The organism is Polynucleobacter sp. MWH-Aus1W21 (assembly GCF_018687275.1).
In the GTDB taxonomy this organism is placed as follows: domain Bacteria; phylum Pseudomonadota; class Gammaproteobacteria; order Burkholderiales; family Burkholderiaceae; genus Polynucleobacter.
The window spans coordinates 274,832-294,185 of record NZ_CP061287.1 but is presented as its reverse complement, the minus strand read 5'-3'; the positions used below and the strand labels follow the sequence as shown (position 1 = coordinate 294,185).

General features: G+C 45.5%; 25 protein-coding genes. 14 read left to right on the top strand and 11 right to left on the bottom strand.

Annotated features, from left to right (window positions below):
* Window positions 1-18: 18 nt before the first annotated feature.
* The 6 genes from ICW03_RS01585 to ICW03_RS01560 form a co-directional block, all read right to left on the bottom strand.
* Window positions 19-228, bottom strand: coding sequence for a hypothetical protein (locus ICW03_RS01585; RefSeq protein WP_215348388.1), 210 nt, complete (start codon window positions 226-228; stop codon window positions 19-21).
* A gap of 25 nt (window positions 229-253) precedes the next feature.
* Window positions 254-1,030, bottom strand: coding sequence for a GTP cyclohydrolase I (folE, locus tag ICW03_RS01580; RefSeq protein WP_371819892.1), 777 nt, complete (start codon window positions 1,028-1,030; stop codon window positions 254-256).
* A gap of 79 nt (window positions 1,031-1,109) precedes the next feature.
* Window positions 1,110-1,481, bottom strand: a complete 372-nt coding sequence (locus ICW03_RS01575; protein WP_215348387.1) for an MAPEG family protein — start codon at window positions 1,479-1,481, stop codon at window positions 1,110-1,112.
* 28 nt (window positions 1,482-1,509) lie between these two features.
* Window positions 1,510-2,142 carry a glycerol-3-phosphate 1-O-acyltransferase PlsY gene (plsY, locus tag ICW03_RS01570; RefSeq protein WP_215348386.1) on the bottom strand — a complete coding sequence of 211 codons (633 nt, stop codon included), beginning with the start codon at window positions 2,140-2,142 and terminating at the stop codon, window positions 1,510-1,512.
* A gap of 17 nt (window positions 2,143-2,159) precedes the next feature.
* Window positions 2,160-3,083 (bottom strand): site-specific tyrosine recombinase XerD, encoded by a 924-nt coding sequence (gene xerD / locus ICW03_RS01565; RefSeq protein WP_215348385.1) that lies wholly within the window; start codon window positions 3,081-3,083, stop codon window positions 2,160-2,162.
* Window positions 3,076-3,561, bottom strand: coding sequence for a YajQ family cyclic di-GMP-binding protein (locus ICW03_RS01560; RefSeq protein WP_215348384.1), 486 nt, complete (start codon window positions 3,559-3,561; stop codon window positions 3,076-3,078). The genes xerD and ICW03_RS01560 overlap by 8 nt, the downstream gene beginning before the upstream one ends.
* Window positions 3,562-3,684: 123 nt before the next feature.
* On the opposite strand from ICW03_RS01560, the gene murB reads away from it, so the two are divergent.
* Entirely contained in the window at window positions 3,685-4,722 is a 1,038-nt protein-coding gene (murB, locus tag ICW03_RS01555; protein ID WP_215348383.1) for a UDP-N-acetylmuramate dehydrogenase, read from the top strand.
* A 6-nt stretch (window positions 4,723-4,728) separates the two neighbouring features.
* Here murB and xseA read toward each other — a convergent pair whose 3' ends face one another.
* Window positions 4,729-5,955, bottom strand: coding sequence for an exodeoxyribonuclease VII large subunit (gene xseA / locus ICW03_RS01550; RefSeq protein ID WP_215348382.1), 1,227 nt, complete (start codon window positions 5,953-5,955; stop codon window positions 4,729-4,731).
* 313 nt (window positions 5,956-6,268) lie between these two features.
* Between xseA and ICW03_RS01545 the strand changes: the two genes are divergently transcribed.
* The 6 genes from ICW03_RS01545 (at window position 6,269) to adk (ending at window position 10,324) form a co-directional block, all read left to right on the top strand.
* Window positions 6,269-6,925 (top strand): MotA/TolQ/ExbB proton channel family protein, encoded by a 657-nt coding sequence (locus ICW03_RS01545; RefSeq protein WP_215348381.1) that lies wholly within the window; start codon window positions 6,269-6,271, stop codon window positions 6,923-6,925.
* On the top strand, window positions 6,922-7,386 hold the full coding sequence (locus tag ICW03_RS01540) for a biopolymer transporter ExbD (RefSeq protein WP_215348380.1): 465 nt from the start codon (window positions 6,922-6,924) through the stop codon (window positions 7,384-7,386). Before ICW03_RS01545 ends, ICW03_RS01540 begins: the two co-directional genes overlap by 4 nt.
* Before the next feature lie 22 nt (window positions 7,387-7,408).
* Window positions 7,409-8,509, top strand: a complete 1,101-nt coding sequence (lpxK, locus tag ICW03_RS01535; protein WP_215348379.1) for a tetraacyldisaccharide 4'-kinase — start codon at window positions 7,409-7,411, stop codon at window positions 8,507-8,509.
* Between the two features lie 70 nt (window positions 8,510-8,579).
* The gene (locus tag ICW03_RS01530) at window positions 8,580-8,759 is read left to right on the top strand and encodes a Trm112 family protein (RefSeq protein WP_215348378.1); all 180 of its coding nucleotides are present in this window, start codon (window positions 8,580-8,582) and stop codon (window positions 8,757-8,759) included.
* Between the two features lie 22 nt (window positions 8,760-8,781).
* Window positions 8,782-9,546, top strand: coding sequence for a 3-deoxy-manno-octulosonate cytidylyltransferase (kdsB, locus tag ICW03_RS01525; RefSeq protein WP_215348377.1), 765 nt, complete (start codon window positions 8,782-8,784; stop codon window positions 9,544-9,546).
* A 112-nt stretch (window positions 9,547-9,658) separates the two neighbouring features.
* On the top strand, window positions 9,659-10,324 hold the full coding sequence (gene adk, locus ICW03_RS01520; RefSeq protein WP_215348376.1) for an adenylate kinase: 666 nt from the start codon (window positions 9,659-9,661) through the stop codon (window positions 10,322-10,324).
* Window positions 10,325-10,397: 73 nt separating this feature from the next.
* On the opposite strand, the gene nrdR is transcribed toward adk, so the two are convergent.
* Both nrdR and glyA read right to left on the bottom strand, forming a co-directional pair.
* A complete protein-coding gene (nrdR, locus tag ICW03_RS01515; RefSeq protein WP_215348375.1) occupies window positions 10,398-10,844 on the bottom strand; it encodes a transcriptional regulator NrdR in 447 nt (148 codons plus the stop codon).
* 35 nt (window positions 10,845-10,879) lie between these two features.
* Window positions 10,880-12,124 carry a serine hydroxymethyltransferase gene (glyA, locus tag ICW03_RS01510; RefSeq protein ID WP_215348374.1) on the bottom strand — a complete coding sequence of 415 codons (1,245 nt, stop codon included), beginning with the start codon at window positions 12,122-12,124 and terminating at the stop codon, window positions 10,880-10,882.
* Between the two features lie 76 nt (window positions 12,125-12,200).
* On the opposite strand from glyA, the gene tolQ reads away from it, so the two are divergent.
* The 7 genes from tolQ to queC all read left to right on the top strand — a co-directional run bounded on the left by tolQ (window position 12,201) and on the right by queC (window position 17,593).
* Window positions 12,201-12,857 carry a protein TolQ gene (gene tolQ, locus ICW03_RS01505; protein WP_215348373.1) on the top strand — a complete coding sequence of 219 codons (657 nt, stop codon included), beginning with the start codon at window positions 12,201-12,203 and terminating at the stop codon, window positions 12,855-12,857.
* 36 nt (window positions 12,858-12,893) lie between these two features.
* Window positions 12,894-13,313 (top strand): protein TolR, encoded by a 420-nt coding sequence (tolR, locus tag ICW03_RS01500; RefSeq protein ID WP_215348372.1) that lies wholly within the window; start codon window positions 12,894-12,896, stop codon window positions 13,311-13,313.
* A gap of 26 nt (window positions 13,314-13,339) precedes the next feature.
* Window positions 13,340-14,161 (top strand): energy transducer TonB, encoded by an 822-nt coding sequence (locus ICW03_RS01495; protein ID WP_215348371.1) that lies wholly within the window; start codon window positions 13,340-13,342, stop codon window positions 14,159-14,161.
* A gap of 3 nt (window positions 14,162-14,164) precedes the next feature.
* Window positions 14,165-15,475, top strand: coding sequence for a Tol-Pal system beta propeller repeat protein TolB (gene tolB, locus ICW03_RS01490; protein WP_215348370.1), 1,311 nt, complete (start codon window positions 14,165-14,167; stop codon window positions 15,473-15,475).
* A gap of 119 nt (window positions 15,476-15,594) precedes the next feature.
* Window positions 15,595-16,098 (top strand): peptidoglycan-associated lipoprotein Pal, encoded by a 504-nt coding sequence (pal, locus tag ICW03_RS01485; protein ID WP_215348369.1) that lies wholly within the window; start codon window positions 15,595-15,597, stop codon window positions 16,096-16,098.
* Window positions 16,098-16,829, top strand: coding sequence for a tol-pal system protein YbgF (gene ybgF / locus ICW03_RS01480; RefSeq protein WP_215348368.1), 732 nt, complete (start codon window positions 16,098-16,100; stop codon window positions 16,827-16,829). The genes pal and ybgF overlap by 1 nt, the downstream gene beginning before the upstream one ends.
* Before the next feature lie 20 nt (window positions 16,830-16,849).
* Window positions 16,850-17,593 carry a 7-cyano-7-deazaguanine synthase QueC gene (gene queC, locus ICW03_RS01475; protein WP_215348367.1) on the top strand — a complete coding sequence of 248 codons (744 nt, stop codon included), beginning with the start codon at window positions 16,850-16,852 and terminating at the stop codon, window positions 17,591-17,593.
* 10 nt (window positions 17,594-17,603) lie between these two features.
* On the opposite strand, the gene ICW03_RS01470 is transcribed toward queC, so the two are convergent.
* The gene (locus ICW03_RS01470) at window positions 17,604-18,221 is read right to left on the bottom strand and encodes a riboflavin synthase (RefSeq protein WP_215348366.1); all 618 of its coding nucleotides are present in this window, start codon (window positions 18,219-18,221) and stop codon (window positions 17,604-17,606) included.
* Between the two features lie 9 nt (window positions 18,222-18,230).
* Window positions 18,231-19,346, bottom strand: a complete 1,116-nt coding sequence (gene ribD / locus ICW03_RS01465; RefSeq protein ID WP_215348365.1) for a bifunctional diaminohydroxyphosphoribosylaminopyrimidine deaminase/5-amino-6-(5-phosphoribosylamino)uracil reductase RibD — start codon at window positions 19,344-19,346, stop codon at window positions 18,231-18,233.
* Window positions 19,347-19,354: the final 8 nt, after the last annotated feature.

Here is a 19,354-nt window from a genome sequence, read left to right as displayed (position 1 = left end):
AGCGCAAATCTAGAAGTACTACTGCCATCCTTTAAGATTCATGCAACCTATCCATTGTTTAATATTTAAACCAGAGCCTAATTCTGGATAATCCTCTTTGCACTCTTTTAGATCTTTGTTGTAAGTCGCTTTATTATTTTTAGCAGGGTCCTGATTTACCGATGGAAAAGCAGTGCACCCAAAAAATAAAGTCAAAGAAGTTAATGTAATTAAAAAAATGGGTTTCATTAACTTAGTACGCCCAATTTAAAAGTTACTTACGGTCAATTAATGCCAAAAATTCACGGCGGAGATTCGAATCTTTTAAGAAAGCGCCACGCATCACACTATTAATCATCTTAGAATCACGATCTTTTACGCCGCGCCACTGCATACAAAAGTGGTCAGCGTCCATTACCACCGCAACACCAATTGGCTTGATTTTCTTTTCCAGCATATCGGCCAGCTCCACCACCGCCTCTTCCTGAATCTGTGGGCGGCACATTACCCATTCAGTCAATCGCGAGTATTTAGAAAGTCCAATTAGGGCTGACTCTTTGCTTGGTAGCACGCCAATCCAAATGCGGCCCATAATCGGGCACAGGTGATGAGAGCATGCGCTTCGTACCGTAATGGGTCCAATGATCATCAACTCATTTAAGCGACTCACATTAGGAAATTTTGTTAATGTTGGTTGCTCTACATAGCGCCCATTAAATACTTCTTGGACATACATCTTTGCCACACGACGACTGGTATTTTGTGTGTTGTGATCATTCTCAGTATCGATCACGAGACTTTCTAGTACAGCCTGCATTTTTTCTGCTACTTCATCTACCAAAGCCTCTAGCTCACCCGGCTTAATAAAAGCAGAGATGTTGTCGTTTGCATGAAAGCGGGCCTTTTGTGCCTCGATGCGACGACGAATGACAACAGACAGTGGAGCGCCGGCATCATCTTTCTTGTTATTTTTTTTACTGGGAATACTTTTTTTTGTAGCTGCCAATTTTTGTGTCGGCATTTTTTTTGCTACGGTTTTTTTGACTGGCATAAGAATTGATGTATCTCGAAATTGAATAATTCTGATTATTTATTAATAAGTTAATTGATTCTTAAGGTGCTTTTAAAAATCAAATTTGAAAAAATAGACTCACCACACAAATGATTCCGAATAACCAAACAATCGATCTGGTTGTTGGCCAATTGGCTATATAGCAAATGAGGTAAGCAATTCGGGCAAGCACAAAACCCATCGCTAGCAGATCAATTCTGTCCTGTGGAGCATTTGCTACAGAGGCAATGATTACTGCAGCAAAAAAGAACGGTAGGGACTCAAATAGATTTGCTTGAGCAGCGTTAGCTCTAGCCCTAAAACCGGTTTGCTTAGCAAGCCACTGCCTTGGCATGGCATTGTCATAACCCTCAAATCCTTTTTTGGCGATACCTGCTGCCACATAAGGGAGTAGACCCATAAAGAGAATGCAGGCATATGCAATGGTCATGATGAAATTCTTTCCTGATAGATTTAAATTATTGAGGCTTCTTCTTCGAGCCTATGCGACTCTCTTTGCCATTTAGTAGATTTTGGATGTTGCTACGATGGCGCCATATGAGAAGAAAACAGATCGCTAAGAGAGCGATACCCATTGGCTGAAAACCGAACAAGAACACAAAATAAATTGGGCCAAATATTGCAGCAGCCAAAGCAGCCAATGATGAATAGCGCATAAACGTCGCAACAATAATCCAAGTACTCAGCGTAGCTAATCCTAATATCCAGTTAATGCCAAATAAAATTCCGCAGGCTGTAGCAACACCTTTACCACCTTTAAACCCATGGAATATTGGAAAGAGGTGACCCAAGAAGACAGCCAAGACTACGCCGCAGAGAAGCCAGGAATTTAATGTAGCAGTTAATGAGTCATCGCCCAGCAGGGTGCGTGCGATCATCACCGCAAAATATCCTTTAAGCGCATCGCCAATCAAGGTAAGGACGGCAGCTAGCTTATTGCCAGTACGTAGAACATTGGTTGCACCTGGATTTCCTGAACCATATGAGTGGGGATCGGGTAAGCGCATGCACTTACTGACCACTACTGCAAAAGAAATAGAGCCAATGAGATAGGCAAGAGGGATAAGCAAAAGATCAAAAGTCGATTTCATACCGCTATCTTAAACACTTATGAGCCTCTGGGATGGTGCTGCTGGTGAATTGATTTAAGTCTTTCTCTGGCCACATGGGTATAAATCTGAGTGGTAGAGATATCAGCATGCCCCAAAAGTAGTTGGACCACCCTCAAATCAGCTCCATGATTCAGCAAATGGGTGGCAAACGCATGTCGTAAGGTGTGTGGAGAAAGTGCAACGGCAATATTAGCAACTGTGGCGTAACGCTTAATGAGCGCCCAAAACGCCTGTCTAGTTAAACCAGTCCCCGTATGTCGACCCACAAATACCGCATCGGATGTTTTGCCCTCCAATAAAGGAGTACGGGCTTCGGCCAAGTATTTTCTTAGCCACTGCCCAGCTTCACCACCAAATGGAACTAGGCGCTCTTTTCCACCTTTACCATTCACCACCCTCACTACACCCTCATTCAATCCAAGCGCTACAGTTTTTAATGAAACGATCTCAGATACCCGCAAACCACTGGCGTACATTAATTCCAACATTGTGCGATCACGCAAACCCAAAGAGGTTTCAATATCGGGCGCGTTGAGTAATGCAGTTACCTGATCTTCACTTAATGTTTTCGGAAAACGCAATGCTTGTTTGGCGGCACGCAAACCCATGCAAGGATCGCTCTTCACCAAATTCATGCGCAATGCATGTCGATAAAAACGTTTGAATACTGTTAATCGACGATTTGCAGTAGTTGCCTTATCTGCTCTACGATAGGCAATATAGGCAGTGAGATCTTTTTCGGTAACGCCGTAAAGATCACCACCAGAATCTTTATACAGCCACTGAGCCAATAGCAGGAGATCTCTGCGGTATGCGGCTAGACTGTTTTGCGCCAAGCCATCCTCTAGCCAGCAAGCATCGCAGAAGCGTTCAATAGCTTCCTGGCTTGCTGGGGCGATTACTGGTGCAACATTAGTCACGGAAATTGTTAAAGCCCAATGGCGCTTCTGTTACTTCTTTTTTGAGCAAGGCCATTGTTTCTTGCAGATCATCACGCTTACCACCAGTCACACGAACCGCATCACCCTGAATGCTGGCTTGCACTTTGATTTTGCTGTCTTTAATAATGCGCACTACTTTTTTTGCCAACTCAGAAGTAATCCCCTTCTGGATTTTCATAGTTTGCTTGCGCTTATCACCGCCAATGGTTTCTGTTTTGTCATCTTTAAGATAACGGACATCCACATTACGCTTGGCCATTTTGTTCACCAGCACATCACGTACTTGACCCAATTTAAAGTCATCATCACCAAATAAAATGAGGGCTTCATCTTTTTGCTCTACGCGACTATCAGAACCCTTGAAGTCAAAGCGGTTACTAATTTCCTTATTGGATTGCTCAATCGCATTTTTGAGCTCAACCATATCAGGCTCACAAACTACGTCAAATGATGGCATTTTCACTCCCTATGTTTTTGTAACTATTCTTGTGATCTTTATATTTTCTAGATATTTTGGCGTTTCTTTTTGCTTTTCAACCAAAAAATACATCTTAGATTATTTTACGAATAAGATTGTGGCATGAACCGTGCTCTAAATGCGCTCCAATCCACAAAATCAACCCGCAATTTAGGCTTGAAGCACCGCAATACCTTTGGCTTTGAGGTCAGTGCTGAGCTAGCCTACGACATTACCGTACCCGAGCAAATTCCAGAAGTCATGTCTGAGATTGCCAAGCAAAAACTAGCTTGGCGTGTTTTAGGCGGTGGCAGCAACGTGATTCTCCCTAAGATTCTGGCTGGCGCAACCCTGCTCATGAATATCGCTGGCCAAGAAATCATTTCCGCAGATGATAAAAACACCTACTTATCAGTTGGAGGGGGTGTAAATTGGCATGAATTCGTTGCCTGGACACTAGAGCATGATCTTCCTGGTCTTGAGAACCTAGCACTCATCCCCGGAACTGTTGGTGCTGCGCCAATTCAGAATATTGGCGCCTATGGAGTTGAGGTTGCAGAATACATTGATAGCATCATCGTTTTTGATGTCAAAGACCAAGCCTTTGTCACCCTCACAAAAGATGCATGCTGCTTTGCATATCGCGATAGCTACTTCAAACAAAACCCCCAAAGATTTATCGTGACACAGGTTGTTTTTAAAATTCCAAAGTCATGGAAGCCCCGCATACATTACGCTGATTTAGCGAAGCAATTTTTTGAGAATGCTAATCCAAGTCCTGAAGATATTTTTTTAGCAGTCTGCAAGATCCGCACCCACAAACTGCCAGATCCTAAAGTTATAGGTAATGCAGGCAGCTTCTTTCAGAACCCGATCATCCCCATTGAGCAGTTTGAAGCGCTGCTAAAAAAACATGTTGATCTAGTGTCCTACCCTGATTTACCGGGTAAACGTAAATTGGCTGCGGGCTGGCTAATCGATCAGTGCGGGTTTAAAGGTCAGCGCTTGGGTTCAGTCGGTGTTTATGAAAATCAAGCACTCGTACTTGTTAATCATGGCGGCGGTACTGCTCAAGATGTTTTGAGTCTCGCGCAATCCATTCAGGATAAAGTGCGCGCAGAGTTTGGCGTAAGCCTGGTGATTGAGCCAAATCTTTTCTAAGGCACATCACTCAGTTGCTTGCTTTAAGTCGGTGACTTTAGCTAACTCCACTGAGGTATTTCCTTCAGCAATCTGTATCAGATATTCCTGACCCGCAACTAATTCATCAGGCTTGCGAACCGCATACGATTCACCATTATCTTTACCAAGAATTACGGCATACCCCCGCTCGAGCGTACGTTGTGGATTCAGCATCTCTAGCTGTGATTGATAGTGCGTTTGATTGCGCTTCCAATTTTCCATTCGTACAGACCAAGCCTGATTAAGGCGCTGCTGCCAACTGGTAATTTGCTCACGCATACGATCAGGATTTGGAAGCGCATGACTTAGGCGTAGCGCAAGCTGATCCAAGGTTTGCTCCTCGCGCTCAATGCGTTGGTATATACGCTGCAGCAATGCTTGCATAATCGCATCGAGTTCTTGCAGCATTTGATCTTTGCGGGGCGCCGCTAGTTCCGCAGCACCTGTTGGCGTTGGTGCGCGCAAGTCTGCAACAAAATCCGCAATCGTGAAATCCGTTTCATGACCAACACCGCTCACTACTGGTATTGATGAATCTACTATTGCATATGCCAACCGTTCATCATTAAATGCCCAGAGATCTTCAATGCTGCCACCTCCCCGCACCAACAAAATGACATCGACAGCGTTTTCTTTTTCTGCGGACTTGAGGGCGGAAATAATTCCTGCAGGTGCATCAGGCCCCTGAACTAATGTTGGATAAATCACAATGGGAATGTGGGGAGCCCTTCTTGCCAAAGTGCTTAAGACATCCTTTAGGGCGGCGGCTTGTGGTGATGTGACGATACCAATAGATCTCGGGTGTGAAGGTATCTCACGCTTACGCTCTTCATCAAACAAACCCTCTTTGGCAAGCTTGGCTTTGAGTTTTAAGAACGCTTCGTAGAGACCACCCATGCCAGCGCGTCGTAATGTCTGAATCGTCAGTTGGATATCTCCACGTGGCATATACATCCCTAGGCTGGCGCTCACCTCCACCAAATCACCAGATTGAGGCATAAACCCAACTTGACCATTGCGTCCACGGAACATCACACAGCGAATCTGACCTTCCTCATCTTTTAAGGAGAAATACCAGTGCCCGCTGTCATAAGCCTTGAAGTTAGAAATCTCACCGCTCACCCAGACAGTATCGAAACGATCCTCCAATGAGGCAGCAATGGCGCGATTTAGATCGCCAACGCTCAGAATTTCCCTTGATATTTCCGACATTTTTCCTCTTTAATCTACTAGCCATTGGGCTTGGTGGCGATTACATATCCACAGACCTCAATTCGCCCTGGGTCGAATACACATAAGTAAGTAATTACTGACCCAAAACGTCTCATAAATCCAACACACCAAAACTAAGCCATTGATTTATATATAAATAAATTCAGTCTACTAAGTGAGTTTTAGGCAATAAACGACATCATCCACGAATAATCAAGGACTTACGACTCAATTCCAAAAAAGTTTTGCACAGAGTTATCCACAGGCCGGGTTTCTGAAACAGGCTCATTAATTCAGCTAAAGTACTGAGCTTATGTACTCCATCTTACTATCCGCTGGCTGGCCTATTTGGCCCCTCTTAATTATTTCCATTTTGGGTATGGCCATTACCTTAGAGCGTGCCTGGTATCTGCGTCAAATACATATTTTTCCCAAAAACTCTCTTGAAACTGCTTTTTCGCTTGCCAATCAAATGGTTAGTCACAAATCAGAGGCTGGTGTTAGTGATTTACAGGTAGCAGATTTGGCTCAAATTTCTCCTGCAGGCCCATTGCTGGCATGCACCTTAAAAGAGAAGCTCAATGGCAGCAGCGCCGAGGTCACGCTGGAGGAGTTACAGGCAAGTGCACAAAATACCTGGCTTAAGTTAGATCGCTATCTTGGCGCGCTAGCTACGATTGCTACTATCGCACCATTGCTCGGCCTATTTGGCACGGTAGTGGGAATGATTGAAATTTTTGGCAGTCAAGGTGCGATTAATGGTGCTTCTGGTAACCCGCAACAATTAGCGCATGGAATTTCAGTAGCGCTCTACAACACAGCGTTTGGCTTATTGATTGCAATTCCCGCATTAGCCGCTTGGCGTGGATTGCGTGCCATGGCTAACCAGCGCCAACGCGAATGCGAAGAATTTACACGCCAACTCTTTAAGAAGCTTTACCCAATCGATACGGTTAACTTTGTTAAATGAATTGGTTAGAAAATCGCTCCCAAGCAAATAGAAGATTTTCTCTAGGGAGCAGCTCTGCCCCCGTTGAGCCAGAGATTAATCTCATCCCCTTTATTGACGTGTTGTTGGTGGTATTAATATTTTTGATGATCTCAACCACCTTCACGCGTTACCAAGAACTCGCAATCACCTTACCCACCGCTAACGGCAGCGAAAGCCAAGCAGAAGCGAAACAAATACATATTGCCGTTAGTCGCGACGGTCGTTTTGCAATCAATGGCAAAGTCACGGATCGCTCACAACTAAGTACTGTATTGGCTCAACTCAATGGAAATAGTAGTCAGAGGGAAGGCACAAGCTCTCTGCAAGTCAATATTGATGCAGATGCTAAAGCGCCACATCAAGCAGTGATGAGCGCACTTGAGGCTGCGAGAGACGCCAACATCTCCAATATTGTGTTTAGCAGTCAAACCAAAAAATAAATTACGGGCTTAGAAAACATTCATGTCCTTTTCATTTTTCCGGAAAGCGCCCAAGTTTTGGGAAAGGCGCGGCCCCACCAGCTTATTGCTGTGGCCACTATCTTGGCTATACGGTATTGTTTTGCGTGTACGCAAACTTATTCAAGATACTGGCTTAGTTAGGCCGAAACCTGTTCCTGTACCCGTCATCATCGTTGGCAACATTCGCGTAGGCGGCACAGGCAAGACGCCTATCGTGATCGCTTTAGCTGAGCGATTACAGCAACTTGGCTGGAACCCCGGAATTATTAGCAGAGGTTATGGAGGTAGTAGCTCGTCTACGCAAACCACTCCTTTACAAGTGATCAGCAATTCTGACCCAGCATTAGTCGGTGATGAGCCTGTATTGATTGCCAGACGCACGCACGATCAGTTTCCAATCTGGGTTTTTCCAAAACGCTATCAAAGCATTCGTGCGCTGCTTAAACACTCACCGAATGTCGATGTCATTATTAGTGATGATGGCTTACAACACACCGGCTTAGCCCGCTGGCCTGCCCGTGAAGGCGGTCGCGATATTGAATTGATAGTGCGCGATGGACGCGGAGAAGGTAATCGCTTTCTGCTACCCGCCGGTCCATTACGCGAGCCTGCTACGCGCGAGCGTGATGCAACTCTCTTTACCGGAAATACCAAGAATGGCAATCCACAAATTGGGTTACAGGATGAGTACTTTTTAGGCCGTCGCGCCTTTTCACTCTCGAGCAATCTGGGTCAGGCTTATCAACTCAATAATCCAGCCAATACCCAAACACTTGCCCAAATTTCTGATAACTATTTACCGAACAAGATTACCGCGATTGCAGGCTTAGGCAATCCACAGCGCTTTTTTGATGATCTACTCAAAAATGGCATCGCCGGCAAAACGATCCCTTTACCTGATCATGCAAACTACACAGCTGAGTTTTTCGAAAAAATCAACGCTCAATGCATTCTGATTACTGAAAAAGATGCTGTTAAATGCTCTGGTATTACAGATGAGCGAATTTGGGTAGTACCAATGTCACTCACCTTGCCTGACAGCCTGGCTGAATGGCTGCAATCAATTCTACAAAGGCCCGACCCTTATCGCTACACGTTGTAGTGCTTGTGATATCGGCTGACATAGCACTACACTGTCTCAACACTTATTAAGAAACGCCCTTAAAGAAATCATGGATAAAAGACTGCTCGATATTTTGGTATGCCCTTTGTGTAAAAGCCAGCTACATTTAGATGCAAATAAACATGAGTTAATTTGTAAAGCTGATCGCTTGGCTTATCCCATACGGGATGATGTTCCAGTCATGCTGGTAGAAGAAGCTCGCAGCCTTAGTGCTGATGAAATTTCTTAATTTATTACATGCCCACCTTCCCATGAACGTTGACTCTAAGGTACCAGATTTTTTAGTAGTGATTCCAGCAAGACTGGGGTCTACCCGTTTGCCGCGCAAACCATTGGCAGACATTGGTGGCAAGCCCATGGTGATTCGTGTAGCCGAGCGTGCCAAACAATCACTAGCACAGAGTGTTGTTGTTGCAACAGACTCCACAGAAATACAAGCAGCTTGTGATGAGCATCGTATTGAATGCTTACTTACTAGTGCAGATCATCCAACTGGCACCGACCGCATTGCTGAAGTTGCACAATTATTGAAACTGCCGAGTAATACCCTGATTGTGAATGTTCAGGGTGATGAGCCACTGATTCCACCAGAACTCATTAATCAAGTTGCATGCACATTAGCAAAACATGAGCAATCTGCTATCTCAACAGTTGCAGTCCCCATCACGGATGTCAATGAAATAAACAATCCAAACGTGGTTAAAGTCGTCCTAAATCGCATGGGTGAGGCGCTCTATTTTTCTAGGGCGGCTATTCCATTTGCGAGAGATCTGCAGGCAAATCAAAAAACTGAGCATCTACGTCACCTTGGGATCTACGCCTACCGCGCCGACTTTTTGCAAGCATATAGCCGGTTGGAGCCAGCACCACCAGAACAAGCTGAAGCACTAGAGCAGCTCCGCGCCCTCTGGAATGGCTACCGAATCGCTGTCCACATCGCTCCAGAAGCCCCGCCAGCTGGAGTCGATACACCTGAAGATCTCGATCGAGTCAGGCAATTACTGGGTAATTTTTAAAAAACTGGTTTCAAAGCCTCCGGGAGACTCTTCTCGGGGATAATCCTAGGCATTACTAATTAATGAGCCCAACAAAATACGGGACAATGTCAGCTCTTCTAAGGGGAAAACAATGCGGTTGATTCTGCTCGGTGCACCAGGTGCTGGAAAAGGCACACAAGCTCAGTTTATTTGCGAAAAGTTCGCTATTCCACAAATCTCTACAGGCGATATGTTGCGCGCTGCAGTGAAAGCCGGAACCGAACTTGGCATTGCTGCTAAAAAGATTATGGATGCAGGTGGTCTCGTTTCTGATGACATCATCATTGGTCTCGTGAAAGATCGCCTGACGCAACCAGATTGCAGCAAAGGTTATTTGTTTGACGGCTTCCCAAGAACAATTCCTCAAGCACAAGCCATGAAAGATGCTGGCGTGCCAATCGATTACGTTTTAGAAATCGATGTGCCATTTGACGCCATCATCGATCGCATGGGTGGACGTCGCGTTCATCCGGCCTCTGGCCGTACTTATCACATCAAATACAACCCACCAAAGGTTGAAGGCAAAGACGATGTCACTGGCGATGCACTCATCCAACGTGATGACGACAAGGAAGAAACAGTTCGCAAACGCTTGCAGGTATATGACGATCAAACCCGTCCACTGGTGGAGTACTACTCATCATGGGCTGCGCAAGCCAATTCAGCTGACAAGGTGAAGGCGCCTGCGTACCGCAAGGTCAGCGGCACAGGTAGCGTTGAAGACATTACTGCTTCTATTTTTGCTGAATTGAAATAACTTACTGTTTTGATCAAAAAAAGGACTGCGTTGCAGTCCTTTTTTATTTTGAAGATCTTTATTTAAACTGCTCTTATTTAAACTCTTTTAGGGCGCTCTCGAAAGATTCAATATCGGCAAAGCTTCGATAGACTGAAGCAAAGCGAATATAGGCTACTTTATCTAAGCGCTTGAGTTCACGCATCACCAGCTCACCTACGCGCTCACTAGGAATCTCTTTTTCACCAAGACTGAGGAGCCTCTCTTCAATACGTGCAATTGATTCATCAACAGAGTCAGATGACACAGGGCGCTTACGTAAAGCGAGCTTAATTGAACTGGCCAATTTGTCATGACTATATTCAACGCGACTGCCATTTTTCTTGACGATTGCCGGCAAAGCCAGCTCAACACGCTCATAAGTTGTAAAGCGCTTGTCACATTTGGCACAACGGCGGCGGCGGCGAATAGTATCACCCTCGTCAGATACCCGAGTATCCAGTACTTGGGTATCGTCGTTATGGCAAAAAGGGCAGCGCAATGAACTCTTCTTTTCTTTGTCAGGTTACTTGTTACTTAACCGTAAACAGGGAAACGTTTAGTCAACTCTGATACTTGTGCGCGTACCTTAGCGATATTTTCTGGATCATTTGGATTATCCAAAACATCAGCAATGAAGTTACCTACCTGTCTTGCTTCTGCCTCTTTAAATCCACGAGTAGTCATCGCTGGTGAACCCAAACGAATACCACTAGTCACCATTGGTTTTTCTGGATCATTTGGAATACCGTTTTTGTTACAAGTGATATGCGCTTCACCCAATACACGCTCAGCTTCTTTACCGGTCATTTTCTTTGCACGCAAATCCACCAACATCACATGTGAGTCTGTACCGCCAGAAACAATGCGTAAGCCACGAGCAATTAAAGTCTCTGCAAGCGCTTTCGCATTTGCAACTACTTGCTTTTGATAATCTTTGAAGCCTGGCTCTGCTGCCTCTTTAAATGCCACTGCTTTAGCAGCAATCACGTGCATCAAAGGACCACCCTGTAAGCCTGGGAACACTGCAGAGTTAATTGCTTTCTCGTGTTCTGCCTTCATCAAGATGATGCCGCCACGCGGACCACGCAAGCTCTTGTGGGTTGTAGAAGTCACTATATCTGCATGTGGCACTGGGTTTGGATAAACACCAGCTGCAACGAGACCAGCATAGTGAGCCATATCAACCATAAAGATTGCGCCAACTTCTTTTGCTAATTTACCAATACGCTCAAAGTCAATTTTCTTTGAGTAAGCAGATGCGCCAGCAATAATCAATTTAGGTTTGTGCTCGCGAGCGAGACGTTCCATTTGCTCGTAATCAATCTCTTCGTTTTTATCTAGGCCGTAAGCAATCGGATTAAACCATTTGCCGCTCATGTTCAAAGCCATGCCGTGGGTCAAGTGGCCCCCTTCAGCAAGACTCATACCCATAAAGGTATCGCCTGGTTTTAAGAATGCCAAAAATACTGCTTGGTTAGCAGATGCGCCGCAATGAGGTTGCACGTTCGCTGCTTCAGCTCCAAACAAAGTCTTTACGCGATCAATCGCCAATTGCTCAGCTACATCCACGAATTCACAACCGCCGTAGTAACGCTTACCTGGATACCCTTCAGCGTACTTATTGGTTAATTGGGATCCTTGAGCTTCCATAACCGCTGGAGAGGTGTAGTTTTCAGAAGCAATCAGCTCAATATGGTCTTCCTGACGCTTATTTTCATTCTGAATGGCTTCCCATAACTGGGGGTCGGTTTTGGCTAAAGTGTTTTGACGGTCAAACATGGTGATAATCCTGATGAAGTTCGATTGCTGAGTTGATTAACTTAGTAAAATCAACCTACATCATACAAAATCCACCATGACCTCTACACAAGACCTCTCCTTCCTCTCTCTAGTCCTCAATGCCAGCCTTTTAGTACAGTTGGTAATGTTGTTATTGCTGAGCATGTCCATAGCCTCTTGGACCATTATTTTCAAGAAAACCGCTGTTTTGCGAGGGGTTAGACAAGATACAGAGCGTTTTGAGCGCGATTTCTGGTCTGGTGGTGGCCTAAATACCCTCCTAGAGGCCGCCCAGCGCAATACCCGCAATGACGCGGTCCTGGAGCACATTTTTGAAGCTGGCATGCAAGAGTTCACCAAAGGTCGTGAGATTGACGCTGCTCGCCGTGCCATGAAAGCCACCTACCAGCGTGAAATGGACCTCCTAGAGGCCAATCTACCGTTCTTAGCGTCTGTAGGCTCAGTCTCCCCCTATATCGGCCTCTTTGGCACTGTTTGGGGCATCATGCACGCCTTCCGCGGTTTGGCTAACGTCCAAAACGCCACCTTGGCAGCGGTTGCCCCTGGTATTGCTGAAGCACTCGTTGCAACTGCGATTGGTTTGTTTGCAGCGATTCCAGCGGTTGTTGCCTACAACCGCGCAGCCACTGATGTAGATCGCCTCTCTATTCGCTTTGAAACATTCATTGAAGAGTTCACCAACATCTTGCAGCGTCAAACTGCTGGACGTTAATTGAACAAATAAGTGAATCTATAAGCGAAAAAATTTATGGCCGGATCTTCATTACGCAAAAACAAACGTCGGGCAATGTCTGACATCAACGTCGTACCGTATATCGATGTGATGCTGGTATTACTCGTGATCTTTATGGTTACTGCGCCGATGGTTAATCCTGGCGTTGTCAATTTGCCAACAGTTGGTGGCGCAAAAGTGCAATCTTTGCCGCCAGTCTTTTTAACTATTGATGCTAATGAAAATGTCATTGTGAAAAAAGATGGCGACCCAACACAAACACTCAATAAATTTGAGCTTGGTGCCTTTGCTCGTTCACAAGCAGAAAAGTCTGCTGAGCAACCCATTGTGATTGCAGCTGATAAATCTATTAAGTATGAAACAGTGATGGAAGTTATGTCCAAGCTCAAAGAGAATGGCGTGAAGCGCGTTGGACTTGCGGTCAAGACCCAATAAGGCTTAGAGGCTTGTTTTAATTGCTCATGAATAGCGCTCCGACTTTTCAACCCTCCTTCTCGCCCTTCAAGCGAGGACGCTTTACGAAACAAGAAAGCACCAAACGCGCATTTACTTTTTCGTTAATTGTGCATTTGGGTTTGCTAGCATTTTTAATGATTGGTATTAGCTGGAACAACAACACATCTTCCGGTGTCGAAGTGGAGCTCTGGGATTCGACGCCACAAGTTCAAGCGCCACCAGAGCCCGAACTCAAAACAGAAGTAAAAGAAGAAGCTGCTGATATTGCCATCAAGAAAAAGCTGGTGGAGAAAGAGCCACCCAAAAAAGAAGTGGTAAAAGAAAAACCGAAAGTAGTGAAACCTCCTCCACCAAAAGAAAAGATCAAAGAAAAAGAGTCTGAGAAGCCGAAAAAAGTTGAAGTACCTAAAGCGCAATCTCCTGCAGAAACTAAAGCAAATGCTGCTGCAGAAAAAGCGCGCGCGGATCAACTAGCTCGACTGCGTGCAGCTGCTGGCGCCGAAGGGGGTAGCGGCGGCACCGTTGGCAGCGGTGTTGGCGGTGGCGGCAATGCCCCTCCTGGATGGACCGATAAAGTAATCAAGAAAGTCAGACCCTTGATCGTCTTTAATCCAGAATCCGTCAGCGGCAACCCTGCAGCCGTGATTTTGGTTAACTTAGCGCCCGATGGAGCTATTTTGAGCACCAGTATTCAGTCTTCTAGCGGCAATGCTGGCTGGGATCGTGCGGTGTTACTGGCACTTTCACGTGCAGAGAGCTTACCAAAAGATGACAATGGCAAAATTCCACAACGCGAAGTAAAACTGACTTTTAAACCCAAGGATTAGCGCATGTTGCAAACAGCAAAAAGATTGATATCCAAACTGAACTCTTTTGGCTTAATTGTTATTGCTCTATGCATAAGCCTCGCATCGCCTGCGCTGGCGCAGATGAATATTGAAATCACTGGTGTAGGTCAGTCACTCTACCCAATCGCAGTCATGCGCTTTAAGGATGAGACCAAATTACCAACCAGCGTTACTGAAATCATTCGTCAGGATTTAGCTCGCAGCGGTTACTTTAAAAATACCGAGAATGGTAATGCCGTTGAGAGCGATGAAGGTACTCCGAATTACAAATCTTGGGCAGCACGCGGTGCTGATGCATTGGTAGTGGGATCAGTTGTGCAAACAGGCAATGGTCAATTTGAGATTCACTACAAACTATTTGACATTCGTAAATCGGTCAGTCTTGGCGGCTTAAACCTCAACTCTAGCGCAGACAATTTGCGTGCAGCAGCACATAAAATCGCCGATGACATTATTTATAAATTACTTGGTGAGCGCGGCGTATTTTCCACCCGTCTCTCTTATGTCATCAAGGATGGCAAGCGCTATCGCCTTGTAATTTCTGATGCAGATGGTCAAAATATTCGTAACGCCATGAATAGTGGCGAGCCAATCATCTCACCATCATGGTCACCAGATGGCAAGAAAGTAGCTTACGTTTCTTTTGAAGATCGCAAACCGGTTATCTATGTTCACGAACTCGCCACCGGTCGTCGCATCTCTCTTTCAAATCAGAAAGGTAATAACAGTGCGCCTGCTTGGTCACCCGATGGCAGAAAATTGGCCATTTCACTATCTAAAGATGGCAATACACAGATCTACGGCATCAACGCAGATGGCACAGGCTTACATCGCTTAACTCGTGGCAACACAATTGATACCGAACCACAATACTCTGCTGATGGTCGTTACATCTATTTCACCAGCGATCGTGGTGGCAATCCTCAAATCTATCGTATGAGCGCCGATGGCGAACAGGCCGAAGGTGTAAAGCGCGTAACCTTCAAACAAGGTTTCGTTACCTCTCCTCGCATCTCACCCGATGGCAAATATCTAGCCTACATCGCCAACATTGGTGGTGCCTATCGTCTGTATATTCTCAATTTGGCTACTGGTGATGCGCAAGCCCTCACTGAAGGTACTAGTGATGAATCCCCATCCTTTGCCGCAAATGGTCGCTATGTTCTTTACTCCACAAAAGTAGGTGGTAAGCGAGTTCTAGCTGCCGTTTCTGTAGATGGCAACTCCAAACAAGTACTAAGCATTCCAGGATCCGATGTTCGTCAACCGTCCTGGGGTCCTTTCATGGACTAACCTTAGCTGAGAACAACCCCTTATTAAGGGGTTGAAATAGTTACTTTTGATGATCTTAGGGGCATAATATTAACTATTGACTCATTTTTAGAATCAGCTCGTAGGAAAAAGGAAAATTCATGAAGATTTCTATCGCACGTCGCGCAGCGACATTTGCCCTCATCGGCGCCACAGCATTTTTGATGGCTGCATGCTCTAGCGTTAAATTGGACGATACCGATGGCGCAAATGGAAGCGGTGGCAGCGGCAGATTTGGTTCACAGCCTTGGAATGATCCAAACAGCCCTCTTTTTGAGAAAAGTGTTTACTTCGGTTTTGATGAGTTCACTGTTCAGACTAAATACCAAAAAATGTTGTCGACTCACGCCAGCTATCTAAAGGCTAATCCAAAGCAAAAGATCATCATTCAAGGTAATACCGATGAACGTGGCACAGCAGAGTACAACTTGGCACTTGGCCAACGTCGTTCTGATGCGGTACGCAAGTCATTGAACTTGATGGGCGTTTCCGATGACCAAATGGAAGCGGTAAGCTTTGGTAAAGAAAAGCCAAAAGCAGAAGGTGATAACGAAGCAGCTTGGGCTCAAAACCGCCGCGCTGACATTGTTTACATCACTAATTAATGATGGTGCTTTCTCACTCAACAAAACAAACGCTCTCACGAGCGTTTTGTTTAGGTGCCGCACTCATTTGTTTGAGTGCATCCAACAGTGCCTGGGCCCTTTTCTCTGATGACGAAGCCCGTAAGGCCATTTTAGATCTGCGTAAGTCTCTAGCGACTACCCAGCTTGAGTTGCAGGGTCAAATAGATAAGCTCAAAACTGAAAACGCAGAGCTACGTGGCAAGGTAGAAGAGCTTGAGAAGCAAGGCGAAGATATCAACACCAGTCAAAAAACTTATTACCAAGATTTAGATACGCGCTTAGGTAATTTTGAACCACGCACTGTCACGATTGAAGGCGTGAGTGGTAGTGTTCAACCTGGCGAAAAGAAAGCCTATGAAGATGCACTAAAAGCATTTCAAGCGGGCAACCTGAAAAAGGCTGACGATAGCTTTGCTGCATTCACTACAAAATACCCCAAAAGCCCTTACTTACCACTTGCACTCTACTGGAGTGGCAATAGCAAGTATGCGAATAAGGAATACACAGGTGCAATTAGTCAACTCCAAAATCTGATTAAGAAGTACCCAAACCATCCGCGCATTCCTGCCGCGATGGTTACCTTAGGCAATGCTCAATTAGAAAGCGGCAATAAGGCTGCAGCTAAAAAAACATTTAGCGAAATCATCGCCAAATACCCAGATACGGACGCAGCCAAAGATGCGCAACAAATGATTACTGCGACAAAGTAATTCTTCATCCCTGTCTAAGTATGTCTAAATTATCTGCTGCATATGAATCACTGGCGCCACGTAAGCCCGGTGCTCCTGCAGTCATCTTATTTTCTGGCGGGCTAGACTCCACTACTGTTTTAGCTCTAGCGAAAGATCTCGGTTACACGCCTTACGCCCTTTCTGTGGGTTATGGGCAAAGACACTCCTCTGAGCTTGCAGCCGCAAAACATATCGCAAAGCAAATTGGTATTGCCCGTCATGAAGTGGTGAATTTAGATCTCACTCGCTTCGGGGGTTCTGCTTTAACGGACTCCTCTATCGCAGTTCCTGTTACTCCAGGCAAGGATCAAGAAATCCCTGTGACCTATGTACCTGCACGCAATACGATCTTGCTATCTCTCGCCCTAGGTTGGGCAGAGTCATTGGGCGGCTTAGATGTTTTCTATGGTGCTAATGCAGTGGATTATTCTGGGTATCCTGATTGCAGACCGGAGTACGTAGCCTCTTTTGAACACATGGCCAATCTTGCTACCAAAGCTGGCGTTGAAGCCATTAATGATGAGAATCGCTTTCGGGTACATGCGCCAATCATCAACCTTACTAAGGCTCAGATCATTCAACTAGGCAACACCATGGGTGTGGACTACTCCCAAACGGTATCTTGCTATCAAGCCAATGATTTAGGTGAAGCCTGTGGTGAATGTGAATCTTGCCGCCTAAGGCAAGCTGGCTTTAAGCAGGCTAATGTGAACGATCCTACGCGCTACCAAAAAAACAAATAATTTATCTAAATTATTTTGCTTGCGTCTCAAGCATACGAGCCACGTAGCGCGCGATCAAATCTATCTCTAGATTTACTACATCGCCTTGCACAAGCTTTCCCAGAGTAGTGTTTTCTAAGGTGTGAGGGATGATATTGATGTCGACAATACAAGCAGTGGCACTGTCTTCAGTCTTGTTCACTGTAAGCGATACGCCATTCACAACGATAGAACCTTTGTATGCCAAAAACGGGGCTAGTTCTTTAGGAGCCTCGATCTGAAGCAGCCAAGATCCATAGGCATCGTTAGTCACTTGAGAGAAGTGGGCAACTCTTCCTACGCCATCTACGTGACCGCTCACCAAATGACCACCAAGACGATCATTTAAACGCAGTGCCTTCTCTAAATTAACTGCTCCCACTTTATCCAAACCTACTGTTTTATTCAGTGACTCACGGGAGATATCTAAAGCAAAAGAATTTTTTGTTAATTGGGTAGCTGTCATACACGCACCCTGAATCGCAATACTGTCACCCAAAGCAACATCGTCAAGGTAACCCTCAGGCACCTCTACAAGGAGATGAAGGCCATCGCCTTTTGCTTGGACACTTTTGATTTGGCCGACGGCCGTGATGATTCCTGTAAACATGATCTGATTTTAGTTCTTAATTAGACGTAAGCGCAGATCAGGACAAAAAAGGGTTTGATCTATGATCTGCCAGTTCTGGCGCTGACTTAATTCATTTAATGGGCCAACATTAGCCATGCCAATGCCCTCACCCATTAGGAACGGCGCGTAATAGAGCAACAGCTCATCTACACAATCTTCCCTGAGCATTGAGCTATTGAGCTTAAAGCCAGATTCAATATGGATTTCATTCATCTCACGCTCTTTGGCGAGATAGGAGAATAGGGTCGGCAAATCCACCTTACCAAATGCATTAGCCATTGCGATCACTTGAATGCCGCGCGCCTCAAAATTCTTGGCCTTTGCTTGCGTCTCAGGACTATCTAGATTTGCGCATACGATCAATACACCAGATAGCTCTGGTTTTTGCAAAATCTTAGCTGTTTGTGGAGTCTCTAATTTAGAATCAATAATGATTCGCATCGGCTGTCTTTGAGTCTCAACCTCTCTCACGTTCAGACTAGGATCATCCTCTTTTACGGTGCCAACACCTGTAACGATGGCACAAGCTTGTGCGCGCCAGTGATGACCATCAGCTCGAGCAAGTGGACCTGTAATCCATTGACTATGGCCATCGGGCAAAGCAGTTTTACCATCGAGGCTAGCCGCAATCTTCATGCGTACCCATGGCAAGCCACGTGTCATTCTAGAAATAAATCCACGATTGAGTGATTGCGCTTCTGCCTCTAGCAACCCACATTGCACTTCAATGCCGGCAGCTCTTAGCTTTTCCAAACCTTCACCGGCTACAAGCGGATTAGGATCAGACATCGCAACAATCACCTTTGCTGGCTTAGCTGCTAGTAAAGCGTCCACGCAAGGAGGCGTTCTACCTGTATGACTACATGGTTCTAAGGTCACATAGATTGTTGAGCCTACAACATCGTTACCCTGGGCTTTGGCATCTTCCAATGCTTGCACTTCTGCATGCGCCTTTCCGACCGCTTGAGTAAAGCCGCGCCCAATTACCTTTTCATCTTTTGCAATGACACATCCGACTCGCGGATTCGGATTGGATAGATAAAGTGCTTTTTGAGCTTGGGCCAAAGCCTCGCTCATCATTTGGTGGTCAACTGCGCTGTACATAGGGTCTA

Coding starts and splice junctions, on each gene's coding strand:
- ICW03_RS01585 (WP_215348388.1), bottom strand. CDS start 228: ATGAAACCCATTTTTTTAATTACATTAACTTCTTTGACTTTATTTTTT.
- folE (WP_371819892.1), bottom strand. CDS start 1,030: ATGCCAGTCAAAAAAACCGTAGCAAAAAAAATGCCGACACAAAAATTG.
- ICW03_RS01575 (WP_215348387.1), bottom strand. CDS start 1,481: ATGACCATTGCATATGCCTGCATTCTCTTTATGGGTCTACTCCCTTAT.
- plsY (WP_215348386.1), bottom strand. CDS start 2,142: ATGAAATCGACTTTTGATCTTTTGCTTATCCCTCTTGCCTATCTCATT.
- ICW03_RS01560 (WP_215348384.1), bottom strand. CDS start 3,561: ATGCCATCATTTGACGTAGTTTGTGAGCCTGATATGGTTGAGCTCAAA.
- murB (WP_215348383.1), top strand. CDS start 3,685: ATGAACCGTGCTCTAAATGCGCTCCAATCCACAAAATCAACCCGCAAT.
- xseA (WP_215348382.1), bottom strand. CDS start 5,955: ATGTCGGAAATATCAAGGGAAATTCTGAGCGTTGGCGATCTAAATCGC.
- ICW03_RS01545 (WP_215348381.1), top strand. CDS start 6,269: ATGTACTCCATCTTACTATCCGCTGGCTGGCCTATTTGGCCCCTCTTA.
- ICW03_RS01540 (WP_215348380.1), top strand. CDS start 6,922: ATGAATTGGTTAGAAAATCGCTCCCAAGCAAATAGAAGATTTTCTCTA.
- lpxK (WP_215348379.1), top strand. CDS start 7,409: ATGTCCTTTTCATTTTTCCGGAAAGCGCCCAAGTTTTGGGAAAGGCGC.
- ICW03_RS01530 (WP_215348378.1), top strand. CDS start 8,580: ATGGATAAAAGACTGCTCGATATTTTGGTATGCCCTTTGTGTAAAAGC.
- kdsB (WP_215348377.1), top strand. CDS start 8,782: ATGAACGTTGACTCTAAGGTACCAGATTTTTTAGTAGTGATTCCAGCA.
- adk (WP_215348376.1), top strand. CDS start 9,659: ATGCGGTTGATTCTGCTCGGTGCACCAGGTGCTGGAAAAGGCACACAA.
- glyA (WP_215348374.1), bottom strand. CDS start 12,124: ATGTTTGACCGTCAAAACACTTTAGCCAAAACCGACCCCCAGTTATGG.
- tolQ (WP_215348373.1), top strand. CDS start 12,201: ATGACCTCTACACAAGACCTCTCCTTCCTCTCTCTAGTCCTCAATGCC.
- tolR (WP_215348372.1), top strand. CDS start 12,894: ATGGCCGGATCTTCATTACGCAAAAACAAACGTCGGGCAATGTCTGAC.
- ICW03_RS01495 (WP_215348371.1), top strand. CDS start 13,340: ATGAATAGCGCTCCGACTTTTCAACCCTCCTTCTCGCCCTTCAAGCGA.
- tolB (WP_215348370.1), top strand. CDS start 14,165: ATGTTGCAAACAGCAAAAAGATTGATATCCAAACTGAACTCTTTTGGC.
- pal (WP_215348369.1), top strand. CDS start 15,595: ATGAAGATTTCTATCGCACGTCGCGCAGCGACATTTGCCCTCATCGGC.
- ybgF (WP_215348368.1), top strand. CDS start 16,098: ATGATGGTGCTTTCTCACTCAACAAAACAAACGCTCTCACGAGCGTTT.
- queC (WP_215348367.1), top strand. CDS start 16,850: ATGTCTAAATTATCTGCTGCATATGAATCACTGGCGCCACGTAAGCCC.
- ICW03_RS01470 (WP_215348366.1), bottom strand. CDS start 18,221: ATGTTTACAGGAATCATCACGGCCGTCGGCCAAATCAAAAGTGTCCAA.
- ribD (WP_215348365.1), bottom strand. CDS start 19,346: ATGTACAGCGCAGTTGACCACCAAATGATGAGCGAGGCTTTGGCCCAA.